The sequence below is a fragment of the Neobacillus sp. BF23-41 genome (genome assembly GCF_041106275.1).
The window spans coordinates 161,252-175,599 of record NZ_JBGBPR010000005.1 but is presented as its reverse complement, the minus strand read 5'-3'; the positions used below and the strand labels follow the sequence as shown (position 1 = coordinate 175,599).

General features: G+C 37.9%; 15 protein-coding genes. 11 read left to right on the top strand and 4 right to left on the bottom strand.

The features are described from left to right. Window positions 1-92 precede the first annotated feature (92 nt). The 3 genes from trhO (at window position 93) to AB7942_RS10785 (ending at window position 4,311) form a co-directional block, all read left to right on the top strand. Window positions 93-1,052 (top strand): oxygen-dependent tRNA uridine(34) hydroxylase TrhO, encoded by a 960-nt coding sequence (gene trhO / locus AB7942_RS10795; RefSeq protein ID WP_369446851.1) that lies wholly within the window; start codon window positions 93-95, stop codon window positions 1,050-1,052. A 151-nt stretch (window positions 1,053-1,203) separates the two neighbouring features. Further along, window positions 1,204-2,991: an oligoendopeptidase F gene (gene pepF, locus AB7942_RS10790; RefSeq protein WP_369446850.1), complete on the top strand. Its 1,788-nt coding sequence runs from the start codon at window positions 1,204-1,206 to the stop codon at window positions 2,989-2,991. A 132-nt stretch (window positions 2,992-3,123) separates the two neighbouring features. After that, window positions 3,124-4,311, top strand: coding sequence for a CapA family protein (locus AB7942_RS10785; protein WP_369446849.1), 1,188 nt, complete (start codon window positions 3,124-3,126; stop codon window positions 4,309-4,311). A gap of 54 nt (window positions 4,312-4,365) precedes the next feature. Here AB7942_RS10785 and AB7942_RS10780 read toward each other — a convergent pair whose 3' ends face one another. Continuing rightward, window positions 4,366-4,902, bottom strand: coding sequence for a hypothetical protein (locus AB7942_RS10780; protein WP_369446848.1), 537 nt, complete (start codon window positions 4,900-4,902; stop codon window positions 4,366-4,368). 374 nt (window positions 4,903-5,276) lie between these two features. Beyond that, the gene (locus tag AB7942_RS10775; RefSeq protein ID WP_369446847.1) at window positions 5,277-5,909 is read right to left on the bottom strand and encodes a glycosyltransferase family 2 protein; all 633 of its coding nucleotides are present in this window, start codon (window positions 5,907-5,909) and stop codon (window positions 5,277-5,279) included. 236 nt (window positions 5,910-6,145) lie between these two features. Here AB7942_RS10775 and AB7942_RS10770 point away from each other — a divergent pair, with 236 nt between their 5' ends. From AB7942_RS10770 to AB7942_RS10750, 5 genes are read left to right on the top strand one after another with little or no spacing between them, the layout of a single operon-like run. Beyond that, window positions 6,146-7,060, top strand: a complete 915-nt coding sequence (locus AB7942_RS10770) for a hypothetical protein (RefSeq protein ID WP_088087844.1) — start codon at window positions 6,146-6,148, stop codon at window positions 7,058-7,060. A gap of 29 nt (window positions 7,061-7,089) precedes the next feature. Further along, window positions 7,090-7,728: a DUF4129 domain-containing protein gene (locus AB7942_RS10765; RefSeq protein WP_369446846.1), complete on the top strand. Its 639-nt coding sequence runs from the start codon at window positions 7,090-7,092 to the stop codon at window positions 7,726-7,728. Beyond that, the gene (locus tag AB7942_RS10760; protein WP_369446845.1) at window positions 7,725-8,846 is read left to right on the top strand and encodes a DUF4350 domain-containing protein; all 1,122 of its coding nucleotides are present in this window, start codon (window positions 7,725-7,727) and stop codon (window positions 8,844-8,846) included. Before AB7942_RS10765 ends, AB7942_RS10760 begins: the two co-directional genes overlap by 4 nt. After that, on the top strand, window positions 8,843-9,772 hold the full coding sequence (locus AB7942_RS10755; RefSeq protein ID WP_369446844.1) for an AAA family ATPase: 930 nt from the start codon (window positions 8,843-8,845) through the stop codon (window positions 9,770-9,772). The genes AB7942_RS10760 and AB7942_RS10755 overlap by 4 nt, the downstream gene beginning before the upstream one ends. Further along, window positions 9,723-11,081 (top strand): DUF58 domain-containing protein, encoded by a 1,359-nt coding sequence (locus AB7942_RS10750; RefSeq protein WP_369446843.1) that lies wholly within the window; start codon window positions 9,723-9,725, stop codon window positions 11,079-11,081. The genes AB7942_RS10755 and AB7942_RS10750 overlap by 50 nt, the downstream gene beginning before the upstream one ends. Here AB7942_RS10750 and AB7942_RS10745 read toward each other — a convergent pair. Then, window positions 11,062-12,033, bottom strand: coding sequence for a stage II sporulation protein M (locus AB7942_RS10745; RefSeq protein WP_369446842.1), 972 nt, complete (start codon window positions 12,031-12,033; stop codon window positions 11,062-11,064). The two genes, AB7942_RS10750 and AB7942_RS10745, sit on opposite strands and share 20 nt — an antisense overlap. 114 nt (window positions 12,034-12,147) lie before the next feature. Between AB7942_RS10745 and AB7942_RS10740 the strand changes: the two genes are divergently transcribed. The 3 genes from AB7942_RS10740 to AB7942_RS10730 all read left to right on the top strand — a co-directional run bounded on the left by AB7942_RS10740 (window position 12,148) and on the right by AB7942_RS10730 (window position 14,027). Beyond that, on the top strand, window positions 12,148-12,951 hold the full coding sequence (locus tag AB7942_RS10740; protein WP_369446841.1) for an RDD family protein: 804 nt from the start codon (window positions 12,148-12,150) through the stop codon (window positions 12,949-12,951). Between the two features lie 202 nt (window positions 12,952-13,153). Continuing rightward, window positions 13,154-13,537 (top strand): hypothetical protein, encoded by a 384-nt coding sequence (locus AB7942_RS10735; protein WP_369446840.1) that lies wholly within the window; start codon window positions 13,154-13,156, stop codon window positions 13,535-13,537. Further along, complete coding sequence (locus AB7942_RS10730) at window positions 13,527-14,027, top strand: aminodeoxychorismate lyase (RefSeq protein ID WP_369446839.1); 501 nt, start codon at window positions 13,527-13,529, stop codon at window positions 14,025-14,027. Before AB7942_RS10735 ends, AB7942_RS10730 begins: the two co-directional genes overlap by 11 nt. A 58-nt stretch (window positions 14,028-14,085) precedes the next feature. Here the strand turns inward: AB7942_RS10730 and AB7942_RS10725 are convergent, their stop codons facing one another. Beyond that, window positions 14,086-14,337, bottom strand: a complete 252-nt coding sequence (locus tag AB7942_RS10725) for a DUF2533 family protein (RefSeq protein WP_335437537.1) — start codon at window positions 14,335-14,337, stop codon at window positions 14,086-14,088. Window positions 14,338-14,348 lie beyond the last annotated feature (11 nt).

Sequence of the window (14,348 nt, the reverse complement as noted above, 5' to 3'; positions counted from 1 at the left end):
AATTTGAATTTATTTGTTGGTTATTGCTATAATCATAAGGTTAATGTTAAAAACTAAGTATTTAATATATATAAAATTGTAAGGTGGTAAACATGAATCAAGACTATAGAGTGTTATTGTATTATAAATATGTCTCAATAGAGAATCCTGAAGAAGTGACCCAGGAACATCTTAACTACTGTAATGAACTAGGTCTAAAAGGTCGAATTATCATTGCGGCGGAAGGAATTAATGGAACGGTGTCAGGCACCATTGAACAAACTGACGCTTACATGAAATATATGAATGAGCATCCACTTTTTGCAGGGACTATTTTTAAAATTGATGAAGTGTCCGAGCATGCTTTCAAAAAAATGAAGGTACGGTTTAGACCAGAGCTTGTTACTTTGCGTTTGGAAGATGATGTGAACCCCAATTTGCAAACCGGTAAGCATTTGAAACCAAAAGAATTCTTTGCGGAAATGCAAAAGGAAGATACGGTTGTCATCGATGCCCGAAATGATTATGAATATGATTTAGGTCATTTTAGAGGGGCTGTAAGACCGGATATTCTTAACTTCCGTGACCTCCCACAATGGATAAGAGAAAATAAGCAGGAGTTTGAAGGCAAAAAGATACTTACCTATTGCACGGGTGGCATTCGTTGTGAAAAATTCTCAGGCTGGTTATTGAAAGAAGGCTTTGAGGATGTATCGCAACTAGAGGGCGGAATTGTTACCTACGGAAAAGACCCAGAAGTTAAAGGGGATTTATGGGATGGTCAGCTCTATGTTTTCGATGAGCGAATAAGTGTTCCTGTTAACCAAAAAGAGCAAGTAATTGTCGGAAAGGATTATTACACTGGTGAGCCTTGCGAGCGCTATGTAAATTGTGCTAACCCTGCATGTAATCGAAAAATCCTTTGCTCTGAGGAAAACGAACATAAACACTTACGGAGTTGTTCCCATGAGTGCCGCGTTCATCCTCGCAACCGTTATGTTGCACAGCACGGTTTAAGCGAAGATGAGGTAAAGGAAAGATTAGCGGTGATTGAGAAAGAATTAATCCAATAAGTAATATTTAAGAAGTAGGTCAAAATTAATGGCCTGCTTTTTTTGTTCTTCTTTTTTAAGGTTTGCGAATAGGAATTTAAGAATAGATTTATTATGATAGAAAGTATAAGTTGATTGTAATTTTTTACATTGAGAGGAGCGGATTGGACAAATGGTAACCTATACAAATCGAAAAGAAGTCCCAGCGCATGAAAAGTGGAACTTAACTGATATTTATTCGGATATCAAGAAATGGGAAGAAGATTATCTGCTAATTGAAAAGATGGCAGCTAACCTAAAACAATATGATGGAACCATTCAAGACGGACACTCACTATATCAATATCTTAAGCAAAGAGAAGAGTTATCTTTTCTATTCAACAAAGTTTATGCCTATGCTATGTTGAGTGTAGATGAAAATACAAGGGATACCCAGGCACAGTCCCACTTAGACAGAGCAAAACAACTGAGTGTTAAGGTTAGTGCTGCCACCTCTTTCTTTATGCCTTATTTATTAAGCCTGGATGAAAAGACTTTATCAGGGTACATATCATCTGAAAAGAGGCTGGATTACTTTGAAGAGGATTTATGGGAGTCGTTTCGATACAAGCAGCATGTATTAACAAAGGAACAGGAAGGAGTTCTTTCCCAATTAGGTGAAGCACTCTCGGCCCCAGGTAATATCTTTGGAATGATGAATAACGCTGATATTAAGTTTGGGGAAGTAACCAGTGATAACGGGGAACGGGTGGAATTAACAAGGGGCATGTATTCAAAGTTAATCGAAGAAAAAGATCGTGAAAAGCGAAGAGAGGCCTATAAAGCTTATTATCAACCATACCTGCAATTGAAAAATTCGATTGCCGCCACCCTATCCGCCGCCATCAAAAATAATGTGACAACTGCTAAAATCCGTCAATATCCTTCTGCATTAGAAAAGGCATTATTTGGGGATAAGGTGCCAAAAGAGGTCTATGAGAATCTAATCAAAACAACCAAACAAAATATCGGTCCACTCCATCAATATTCACGAATCCGCAAGGAAAAGTTGGAGCTAGTTGAACTACGTCAATATGATATGAGTGTCCCGCTTGTCAGTGGAGTCAAACAAGTGATTTCATATGATGAAGCCTATGACACGATGTGTAAAGCTTTAGCACCGCTCGGGGAAGATTATATCCAGATTCTTAAGGAGTTTAAAGATGCTCGTTATCTTGATGTTAGGGAAACACCAGGAAAGCGTTCAGGTGCCTACAATCTTGGTGTCTATGGGGTCCATCCATATATCCTCTTAAATCATCAGGATGATTTGGACAGTTTATTCACATTGGTACATGAATGCGGGCATGGTGTCCACAGCCGGCTGAGTTCGCAGTACCAGCCACAGATTACGGCACGTTACAGCATCTTTGTGGCCGAAGTGGCGTCAACCGTCAATGAAGTTCTGTTAATTAACTATTTACTAAACAACGAGAAAGATCCTGATGTTCGAAAACATTTAGTTAATCATTTTATCGATCAATTTAAGGGGACATTTTTCACACAAGTCATGTTTGCCGAGTTTGAGATGAAGACACATGAAATGGCTGAAAAGGGGCTGCCTTTAAATGTGGAAGTATTTAATCAAACCTATGAGACACTATTCCGGGAATACAACGGGGATGAGGTTGTCTTTGATGAGGAAGTAAAATTTGGATGGTCCAGAATCCCTCATTTCTACCGCCCATTCTATGTTTACAAGTATGCCACAGGATTTGCATCTGCGATTCATTTGGCGACTAAGATTCTTGAAGGCGACCAAGAAACGCTAACTTCCTATTTGGAATTCTTAAAGAGCGGTAGTTCGGATTATCCGCTTGAACTGTTAAAAAAGACCGGCGTCGACCTAACCACTCCATTTCCAATTGAGAATTCAATGAAACGGTTTGGTGAATTGGTAGAAGAATTCTCACGATTGTAAAAATAACCTACTCAAAAAAAACCCATGTTGTCTTCCTAATGGAGACAATCGTGGGTTATTTTTTTATAGAGTTATGGGTGAAATTATTGTAGAATTAGGAAAGTTCAGTAAATAAAAGGGGTAATTGGTACTATGATGAGTAGAAAAGACAAAAAACGAGGAAAAATGAAATCATTGGTACCGTTCATTATCATTGCGGTTATATTACTTATTACTGGTGGTTTTTACTTAAATAGTAGTATGAAGGAAAAGAATGCTGTTTCAAAAACAACCAAGATTAAGGAAAAACCTGCTAAGAAGATAAAAGAGGAACCAAAGCAAGGAACTAAACCGGAAGTAAAACCTGAACCAGTTAAAGAAACAACGATAAAAATAAGTGCTGCTGGGGATTTTACACTTGGGTCGGATGAATCATTTAATTATAGTTCTTCCTTCATCAAAGCAGCTTCTGACAAAGGACTAGCGTATTTTGTCAAAGGCATGGATAATATTTTTTTAAATGATGATTTCACAACTGTCAATTTGGAAACGACACTAACAAATGCAACCCAAAAAGCGGTGAAGACATTTCGTTTTAAAGGTGATCCATCCTATGCGAAAATTTTAGAATTTGGCGGAATTGAAGCGGTAAATCTAGCAAACAATCATATCCATGATTACCTAGATAAAGGCTATCAGGATACGATAACTTCATTGCAAAATGAGAAAATTGGTTACTTTGGTTATGATCATAAATATATTACGACTGTCAAAGATACGAAAATTGGCGCTTTAGGTTATGAGGGGTGGGCGGACACACCAGAAATACGCAGTCAGGTGGAGCAGGATATTAAGGATTTACGGACACAAGGTGCGCGAATCGTTCTAGTTCATTATCATTGGGGTAGTGAACGGCATTATGTTCCTGATAGCTCCCAAAAGTCACTAGCACGGTTTACCATCGATAGCGGTGCAGACCTTATTCTTGGACATCATCCTCATGTAGTTCAAGGGATTGAAGAATACAAAGGGAAATTTATTGTCTATAGTCTAGGCAACTTTATGTTTGGCGGAAATAGAAATCCAAGTGACAAGGATACGTTTGTTTTTCAACAGACCTTTCATTTGAAAAATGGAGTACTTTCAGATGCAAAAGAAATTAATGTGGTTCCTTTTTCAATTTCTTCGGTTTCCTCGAGAAATGATTATCAACCTACGTTATTAACTGGCTCAGAACGGGAAAGGGTCAAGCAGAAGATCATTGATGGTTCTAACAAAATCAATGGCTCTGCTTGGCTTGTATATGAAAATAAAGATCAAGTAGTGAACAAAGAGAATTAGTCTTTTTCTAGTGGCTTAATAATAAAGTTTAATGGGTCAGTAACCACTGACCCTTTATTTTATGGAAGATATTTTTAATCCAACGTTCGAGTAGGTGGTATTGTAAAAAGTAAAATCACGATTCTTATATTGATATTGGTTCTTACTTTGGATCTGTTTTCTGATATTAATTTTTAAATAATCATTGAAACGTAGAAAGATAGCATAATTTGATGACGGATAATGGTTTAGTAGCTCTAAATCCAACTCTAATATCCCATTCCCACTCTTATCAACGTTCACAGGCAGGGAAGATTCAAGCAGGCCATTGTTTGTATCACGAATCAGTCCATGTGTGAGTGAATCCAGATGATCACCAAATACCTTAAATTTAAGATAATATTTATTCTTATCAACATATTCTTCTTCAAATGTCGAATGCATTGGAATTCTTATATATTTGAATGGGTCTTCTAGAAAGGGGACAACAACATAGGGAAGATTATCTTTAATGATAACATCCTTTATTTTTTCATTCTTATCCCACGCAAAAAGGTTCTCAAGTTGCTTATATTTTCGATCAGTGTACAAGTTATATACGACTTTGTTCATTGGTTGAAAGAATTCCCCTGAAAACTCATAATTTAACTTTTTCGTTGTTTTTAACACTTGATTAAACTTATAGTAATAGACGCGCTTAAGTCTTGTTTTTTGAAAATGAGGTGTAGTGAAAAATCTCGTAATTGAATCAAATTCATATAATCGATTTAAAACCATCTTCTTTTTTTCTATTTCTAAATTCTTGTTTATAATATGGTTAATCACTTTAAGATTACAATTTGTCTTTTGGATAATGTTGGTCTGATTTGACAAACGAGTGTTTTGATTATCGATTCGATTCAAATAATAAATTGGATGTTGCGTCGTGGAAATTGACTGACAATGCGTTAAAACGTCAATGAAAAATTGTTTGTCTTCAGCAAATTTCATTTCAGGAAAAAAATCTGATTGTCCTTAATTACACTCGTTTTTATCATTCGTGCCCTGGGTCCTAAATGATGAAAGATATGTGGGATCGTAAATGGTGATTCACTTCTTCTTTCTTTACATGATTCATGCTCTCCGATAATAATTGTCTTACCTTTTGCTTGAATCTGAATGGTTTTCCCAACTGCATAATCATCACTTGTTTCTTCCAAAATGGTCGATAATACTTCGAGTCCATTGGGTTCAAGCCAATCATCCGCATCCAAAAAAGTAATATATTTGGAGCTAGCCAATTGAATACCGATATTACGCGGATGTCCAGGTGTACCAGTATTTTTTTTAAGAAAAACGACAATGATGTTATCAAATTTTGAAGAGTATTCTAATAAAATATCTCTTGAGGAATCGGTAGAACCATCATCGATTAATATATATTCGAAATTTTCCATGCCAAGGGATTGATTTAGGACAGAGTTAATCGTTTTTCTCAGATATTTTTCAGCATTATAAACGGGGGTAATGACAGAAACTAATGTGGGATTCCGCTGGGTGTTTAATTTTTGATCAACGATATAATATCCTTCAGCGTTATAATTCATTATTTGCTGCTTTTGTTTCCATTTCCATAGCATGTTTTATACCTCAACTTTCTGTCCCTCTTTTTATTACTTTTACTAATATGTAAAAAGCAAAACCATTATTTATTCTTTGACAAAAATTACAATATTATTCGAAAAACAGATCTCCTACGTATAATTACTTTGGAAGCAGTCCATAATTTACGTTCTTTGACAACTTTTTACACTAAATATATCTGAATAATGTTAAAATAATTCTTATTGATAATGATTCTAGGAGGATATTACCAGTGGATAAAAAGTTTTCTAGCCCAAAAGGTTTTGGAGAAATACTCGATCATACTTTTCATTTAACTAAAAATCGCTTTAAGGACTTTTTTATGATTTTACTGATTTTCATGGGACCGGTTTACTTGCTTCAAGCGATACTCCAGCTCATGGCTGGAACCAGCTTTTTTCGAGAGGTTGGCAGCGATGGTGCTTGGTTTGAGCAAATACTTACGAGCTTTGAAGAATCAGGGACCTTCGATTCCAGCAGTTTGAGCGCAGATATCGGATTAATCGTAGTTGGCTTGATTAGTGCCATTTTGGCACCTGTTGCGGAGGCAGCGATCCTATTTACTATCAATCATGTTCGAAAAAATGAAGAATATACCGTCGGTTCCGTAATTAAACAAGCCTTTTCACGATTTTGGCCGATGATTGGCAGCAGTATCTTATTCTTTCTGATTACCATGGGGATTATCATTATTCCACTCGCGATCGTCGGAGTCACCGGTGGTGTGGTTGCGACGACAGTAAATCCGGTTTTAGGGATCCTTCTAGGAGTTGTTCTATTTCTGGGGTTTGCCCTTGGAATTGGACTATTATTAACCCGCTGGAGCTTTTATTTTGGCTCTGTCGTACTGGATAAGGATTCACCTGGTTTAGGAAGAAGCTGGAGATTGTCAAGGAAGCGTACATGGGTGTTGATGGGTCTCTATATTGTGTTTTATTTTATTATTTCAAGTATCAGCTTTGGTGTCCAAGTAACGTTTGGAATGGTTTTAGGTAATAGTGTGTTGTTAACCTTGATTTCAAACCTCGTCACTCTAGTTACGACAATGATTTTCTCCGTGGGCTATGGGGTTATGTATCTTGATTTAAAAACAAGACACGATGCGGATGATATCAAAGAGATGCTAGAAGACTATAAGACTGTTTAATAAAAAACCTATTATGTTAGGTGATGATTATGTTAGATGCAAACAAGGCACGCGATGACCTTGAAGAAATATTAAAAACAAAAGAATATACAGTTTATTACGAATCAAAGGGTTTCATTGCAACATGGTGGGATCATGCCAAAGACTGGATCGCAGCACAGCTCGAAAAATTGTTTCCTGCCATCGATTCAGCAAGCGGAGCTTCCGGTCCGATTCTTATTTCAATCATAGTGGTTATCATCTTCCTGTTAGCTTTATCAACTTTTTTTCTCATCCGTCATACTCGCCGAACTCGGCTCCTTCGCAAACAAAAGCCGCTTCAATCGATGAAGGAAATGAATTGGACGTATCAAAAACATCTGGAAGAGGCAGAAAAACAAGAGGCGTTAGGAGCATATACACTTTCCACCCGCCATTTGTTTTTAGCACTGCTTCTTTACTTTCATGAAAAGGGATTGCTGGAGGCTAGAATTTGGAAAACGAATTGGGAATATTATGATGAACTAAGTAAAGTAGATTCACAAAAGGCAGAACTCTTTTTTAAGCTTGCACACTTCTTTGAGGAAGTGACCTATGGGGAACGCAACGTACAGAAAGAAGAATACTCCCAGTTTTATTATGAAGCAAGAAAAGTACTTGGCGATACAGGGGAGAAGAATATTTTATGAAATCTCTTTCCAAAATACGCACTTGGATCGGGCTTTTGATCCTGCTCAGTTTATTTCTAGTCTTCAGCTATTTTAGCTATTCACCTAAACCGCAAGTTTTCCCAGCATATCTTACTGATTCACCTTCGCCGACTGGTGTGAAGGCATTTTATACATATGTAAAAAAAGATAAAGCAGGGGAAATCTGGAGTCAATCACCAGATTTACTAAAAGCAACAGCTGACCACCAATTACTAGTTATGGCTGAACCTGCTTTTATTCCTAAAAAGGAAGAAATGAACGCTTATATCAATTTTATGAAGGCCGGAAACACCATCTTGTTATTACAAAACAATCCACAAGGGATGTTTGACGTAAAAACAGTATCAGTTGACACACAAGAAACAATGAAGGTTTACACTCAAGGTCATACTTCTTACCTTGCTCAAATCGATTCAGGCATCCGTTTGCAGACCAAGAAGGAAGAGGAAGTATTAATATATGATGAGGCTGGTCCCATTGCGGTTAAACAATCATATGGAAATGGTCATTTAATTGTGGCGATAACCCCTGGGTGGATGACAAATGAGGATCTATTAAAAAAAGACCATTTACGACTTCTTCTCTATCTGATCAATGAAGGGTTCACGGCTAAGATTCTGTTTGATGAATACATTCATGGTGGAGAAAATGCGTCTACTTTTTTGAATGTGTACCCGATGTGGTTTTTACTCCTTGTTTTGCAAGGGGGACTATTGATGATTCTCTGGTTATGGTCGAAGGGAAAGCGTTTCGGACCTATTTTTGTCCCAAGGGAAGAGGCGGTTCGTTTTAGTGATGAGGGAATTCAAGCAGTTGCTGCCTGGTTTCTACGCGGCAAACGCTATTGTGATTCAATCATCATCCAAGCAGACTATGTCAAACTGCTTCTCCAGGAACGATGGCAAATCCCATATAATCGGGAATGGAAGGATTTATCGAGTTATTTTGAAAGAAAATGGACTAAAGTGTCCGCAAATGAGATTAGACCTTTTCTTATAGGGTTAGTAAACATCCTCGAAAAAGAAAAGATCACAAAACAGGAATACTTATTATGGTCGAAAAAGCTTGAGCAATTAAGGAGAGAGGTTGAAGAATGAAAACAGAATTAACATCCTTTTTGGAAAAATATGAAGAGAGGATTTTAGGTCAGAGTCTAAATTTAAGACTCCTTTTATCCGCTATTTTAGCAGGAGGGCATGTCCTGCTAGAAGGAGTGCCTGGCACCGGAAAAACTCAAATGGTGCGTACTCTAGCGAATCTGTTAGGAGGTACCTTTAACCGGATCCAGTTTACACCTGACTTATTGCCAAGTGATATTACAGGAAGCACAATTTACAATATGAAGGAAAACACTTTTCAAACGTTAAAGGGACCAATTTTTACAAATATCCTTTTAGCTGATGAAATAAATCGGACACCTGCAAAGACCCAGGCTGCCCTTTTAGAAGCAATGGAAGAAAAACAGGTGACGATCCAAGGTGAAACCTATCCGTTACCCAAGGTGTTTTTTGTTGTGGCCACTCAAAATCCGATTGAATTTGAAGGTACCTACCCGCTCCCAGAAGCACAGCAGGATCGATTCCTTTTTAAACTGAGAATTGAATTTCCAAGCTATGAGGAAGAGAAAAATGTCTTAAAACAAGTAATTGAAAACAGCTTTGACGAAAAGGTTGTTTCACCCATCTTAGATATGGAAGATTTTTTAAGGATTAGAAAAGAAATCGAAAAAGTTACTGTTAGTGAGAATGTATTAGATTACATGATGAAAATTGTCAGAAAAACGCGGGATGCAGATGCCATCCGATTTGGTGCCAGTACCCGAGCAGGAATATCGATAGGAAAGGCAGCACAAGCATGGGCCTACCTTTCAGGAAGGGATTATGTGACGCCAGACGATATCAAAATAGTCGCCAAACCGGCCCTGCGCCATCGCATTCAGTTATCCCCGCATGTAGAATTGGAGGGAGCAACCGTTGACCAAATCATTGAAGAGCTGGTGGGCTCGGTTCCTGTTCCAAGATAGAGGGATTTTACCAACTAAACGATTACTACTTGTTTTCCTAATCCTATCTTTAGGTTTAGGTCTCGGTACGATTTGGGAAATTTCTTGGGGTTTTGTTATTACTACTAATATCATTGTGCTTTTCATAAGTCTGACAGACTTGTTTTTTTCACCCAAAAAGAAGCAACTATTCTTTCAACGATTGATGGCGGAAGAGTTTGAAAGAGGAATTTCATATACAGTAAAGATTGAGGTTCAGAATGACTCTCCTTATCCTTTTTCATACCGATTGGTCGATGGTTTGCCGCAGTCCTTCGAAAGGCCGTTTCCTATCATCGGATCAATATCTAAGGAATCAACGGTCGAGATTTCGTATTGTACGAGTGCGTTGATGCGGGGAAAATACGAGATCAAGAAGCTATATTTTCGTTATGCGAGTTTAATGGGGTTGTGGGAAAAGCAAATGACAGTTGAATTAGCAGATTCAGTGAAAGTCATTCCTGATTTAACCGAGACCAAACAGTATTTAGAAAATGCACAGAAGTATTTGGTTTACGAAGGGTTAAAGATTCGAAGACAGCGCAGTGGAGTTGGCGAATTTTCCAAGATTAGAAATTATGTCGTCGGGGATGATCCGCGTAAAATCAACTGGCGCCAAACAGCGAAGCTTCGTGAAGTGATGACGAATGAATATGAACCGGAGCATGGAAAGTATATTACGATCTTAATTGATTGCGGAAGAATGATGGGGGCAGAATTATCGAAGGGGAATCGCTTAGAAAAAGCATTAGAAGCGGCATTAACCGTTACTGCGGCAGCACTCCAAAAGGGGGATTATGTGTCGGTACTTGCCTTTTCAAAGGACATGAAGGTCTTTGTGCCCCCTGCCAAAGGGATCGCCCATCTACAGACCATCCTTCAAGCAATCTATTCATTAAAAGTGGATGCAGCCGAGTCTAATTATGCTGCCATCCTGCAATATTTAGAAATGGTTCAAAAGAAACGAAGTCTGCTCCTATTATTTAGTGATGTCCGCACCTTTCTTCATGAGGAAAGTGCTCTTATGCTATTAAGACGTCTAAGACAACGGCATTTATTTTTAATGATTGGGATTGAGGATCAGACACTTTTAAGAAGAGTCAAAGAGGAACCGAATACGGTCCAAGCAGCGATGAGAAAAAGTATTGCACAGCAGCAAATTCTTGTTAAGAAAAGAGAAAAAATCAAATGGGAAAAACAAGGCCTCCAAATGATTGAGGCCCGTGAAGAAAAGTTGGCGATTACAGCTGTTTCGCATTATATTGACACTATCAATCAGAATCTTTTATAACCTTTGTAAGTTTTAGCTTTCCAATCACAATATAAAGGAGCAACCCGATTACCGTTAAGAATGCAACAATATACTTTGCTTCTAATGAAATATCTGCTGGTGTGATAAACCCTTCAATGATGCCAGCAATAACAAACAAGGGAATCGTTCCAAGCAGAAGTTGAACGGAGCGCATCGCTTGCTGCTTTAATTGAAAACTCCTTAAATATTGCCCTGGGACAAACAGCTTATAGCCCATTAAAAGACCAGCTCCTCCGGCAATAAATATGGCTGTAAGCTCAATCATCCCATGGGGAACAATAAATGCCCAAAAGTCATACGATTTACTGTGATGCCAAAATAGGGCAGCGAGCGCACCAATGATGATGCCATTGTAGACCATCAAATAAACGGTCACAAGCCCAAATGTAATACCACCGGCAAAAGCAAAGACCGCGACCTTGATATTATTTGTCATAATGCTTGCAGACATGAGGGATGAGTCCACCGCATCATGGCCCGTCCCAAGTTGTTCCGGGTCCACACCTTTTGCGATTTCCGCTGGGAGAATGGAATAGATATGCAGAGGGTCATTCATGACTGAAAGAAAGCTCCCCAAAGCACCAATCATAAATAAGACCATTGCAAACATGACAAATTTCCATTGCTCTAACAAGAGCCCAATAAATTTTTCACTAAAAAAATGACGGATTTGTTTGAAGCTTGATACCTGGTCTTTATACAATAGATTATGTGATTTAGCTACAAGTCCGTTCAAATATTGGGTGACATCATCTTTAGGAAAATAAGTTTGACTGTAGGAAAGATGTTGAGCCGCCTTTTGATAGAGACGATGGTATTGAGTGATTCGGTCACCTGTTATATTATTTCTGTGCTTGCTTATCGTTGTGATTAACTGTTCGAGCTGTTTCCATTCTTCACGATGTATTTTTACAAATTGTTTTACATTCATCCTGACACCTACTTTAATGGGGCTATGTATTAATTTTGTCTTTATTCTCCTTATTATAGTAATATTGTAGAAAAATAGAAATAGAAATAATCAACCATGTGACGGGGGAAGCTTATGAATGAAGAACATGTAGATATAAAAACACCCGAATTCGTGTCGATTCAGTTTCAAATTGCTGGTTTAGGAAGCAGGTCTGCAGCCTTTATCATTGATCAGTTGCTATTATGGGCCATTAACATTTTGTCCTTGATTGTCCTATTTTTTGTCCTGGACGGGATGTCAAAAATGGAATTTATTATGATCGGGAATTCACTGCCTATTGCAATAACGATTATCGCGTTGTTTCTCGTTAATTGGGGCTACTTTTTTGCGTTTGAGTTTTTCTCGGGGGGAAGAACATTTGGGAAGAAGTTAATGGGAATCCGGGTCATTCAGGAAAACGGTCATAGCATCACGTTGCTTTCCAGCTTTATCCGGAATCTGATCAGAATCATTGATTCCTTGCCGACAGCTTATTTTCTTGGTATTATTATGATCTTTTTTCATTCAAAGCATAAACGGCTCGGCGATCTTGTCGCTGGGACGATTGTTGTTCATGAGCGCAAGGCAAAACGGAATAAGAAACAATCACCTCTCGAGGAAGAAATCAACAACAGAGGGCTTACCAAGGAAGATCTCACTATTGATGAATGGACGCTGAAATCATTGGGAACAAAGGATTGGAAGCTCATCAGTACATATGCCAGCCGTTTTTTGCAAATCCCGTTAATGGAAAGAAATCAACTCACGGAACAAATCGCCGAACTGTTATTTCCGAAAATCGGCCTGGATCCAGAAGGGGAAAAAACCTCTGACTTAGAAAACACTCTTCTAGTTCTTTATTTAATTCTTAAGGATGAATGGGAGTTTGAACTGTGAGGATGAATATAAAACCATGAAAAAAGTAATGCATTCGTACCTGCATTGCTTTTTTTCGTGTAGTAATTTTATAGAAAAGGAGGTTCAATTTGTCAAATCCATCCGACTTGTGTCTCATTTAGTCGGTTTTAATCGAAATATTTATATTTAGGATGTATAATAGGGAATTGTGGATTGCTATGTAAAAAAGGAGGAAACTAATATGATGGAATGGACTTTAATTCTGTTGATTGCGATATCAGCTGTGTTGCTAATCGTTTCAATTATATCGAATCGCAACTTAGAAAAACAAAAACATAAGGAAATTGATATGGTTCATGTGGCTGTTATGAAAGATATCAATAACGTGCACGAGCAAATTCGCAATTTGGAACTTGATATAGAAGTGGTCACAAAGGAAGCGGGCGTTCAACTGACTCCAGAAGAAATGATATTTAAGCGTGAAGTACTAGATTTATATAAACGCAAATATTCGATTGAGACCATTGCTCAGAAAAAACAAGTTTCAGAGAGTGAAATTAACCAATTCCTTGCACCTTTTCTAGCAGCAAAGGATGAAAGGAGCAAATTAGCAAATGAAATTTAATGTAGTGAGCAGTTTTGCGGCCGGAATTCTTCTAGCTTCGACCATTTGTGGTGCTGTTTACTTCACTGAAGATCCTGCAGTTACAAAAGCAGCTCCCAAACCTACTAAAAGCGAGCAGAAAACAGTCGTTCAGCCAACTGAAGCAGAGATGAAAGATAAGCTTTTAACAGCTGGGTATATTGTTCAACCGAAGGCAGACTATGATAAGACAATAGAAGCAACCAAAAAAGCGGCTTCAGCAGCTTCAGCAGCTTCAGCCAATAATAATTCCAAAAAGATCGTCTATCGAGCAGTTATTTCAGTGACACAAGGGATGACCAGCATCGATGTCGGTAGAATGCTTGAAAAAGCAAAAATCGTACCTGATGATTTTAAATTCTCAAGAGATGTAGAGAAAAAAGGTGTCGAGAAAAATTTGCGTCCGGGTACATTCACAGTCGATTCAGCAATGACCTATGATCAAGTCATCGCGACTATTTTTAAAAAGTAACCATCTATAAAACAAAGACGGACAGTATCTAACGATGCTGTCCGTTCTTTATTTATTATTAGTTTTTTTTAACGAATTCCTGGATCATTTCACCCGTAACGTTTTGCCTCGTTGGAATAAAGCGCAGGTTTATTTTATTAATACTATTGGTGACTGCATTGATTTTATCGGTTGAAAAAGGTTTACCTTGCTTACATAACTCAATCGCTTCTTCGATATATTGTTCGCGTTGTTGATCGAGCGCTAAGAATTTTTGATAGGTTTCATGTTGATTTGCCGCGTGTTTAATTAAATCTTTATGTACACTCATGATTTCACTCC

Excerpts from the sequence above, each read along its gene's own strand:
- AB7942_RS10725 (WP_335437537.1), bottom strand. The coding sequence starts at position 14,337 with ATGAGTGTACATAAAGATTTAATTAAACACGCGGCAAATCAACATGAA.
- AB7942_RS10775 (WP_369446847.1), bottom strand. The coding sequence starts at position 5,909 with ATGCTATGGAAATGGAAACAAAAGCAGCAAATAATGAATTATAACGCT.
- AB7942_RS10730 (WP_369446839.1), top strand. The coding sequence starts at position 13,527 with ATGAAATTTAATGTAGTGAGCAGTTTTGCGGCCGGAATTCTTCTAGCT.
- AB7942_RS10765 (WP_369446846.1), top strand. The coding sequence starts at position 7,090 with ATGTTAGATGCAAACAAGGCACGCGATGACCTTGAAGAAATATTAAAA.
- AB7942_RS10760 (WP_369446845.1), top strand. The coding sequence starts at position 7,725 with ATGAAATCTCTTTCCAAAATACGCACTTGGATCGGGCTTTTGATCCTG.
- AB7942_RS10755 (WP_369446844.1), top strand. The coding sequence starts at position 8,843 with ATGAAAACAGAATTAACATCCTTTTTGGAAAAATATGAAGAGAGGATT.
- AB7942_RS10745 (WP_369446842.1), bottom strand. The coding sequence starts at position 12,033 with ATGAATGTAAAACAATTTGTAAAAATACATCGTGAAGAATGGAAACAG.
- AB7942_RS10735 (WP_369446840.1), top strand. The coding sequence starts at position 13,154 with ATGATGGAATGGACTTTAATTCTGTTGATTGCGATATCAGCTGTGTTG.
- AB7942_RS10740 (WP_369446841.1), top strand. The coding sequence starts at position 12,148 with ATGAATGAAGAACATGTAGATATAAAAACACCCGAATTCGTGTCGATT.
- AB7942_RS10780 (WP_369446848.1), bottom strand. The coding sequence starts at position 4,902 with ATGAACAAAGTCGTATATAACTTGTACACTGATCGAAAATATAAGCAA.
- pepF (WP_369446850.1), top strand. The coding sequence starts at position 1,204 with ATGGTAACCTATACAAATCGAAAAGAAGTCCCAGCGCATGAAAAGTGG.
- trhO (WP_369446851.1), top strand. The coding sequence starts at position 93 with ATGAATCAAGACTATAGAGTGTTATTGTATTATAAATATGTCTCAATA.
- AB7942_RS10785 (WP_369446849.1), top strand. The coding sequence starts at position 3,124 with ATGATGAGTAGAAAAGACAAAAAACGAGGAAAAATGAAATCATTGGTA.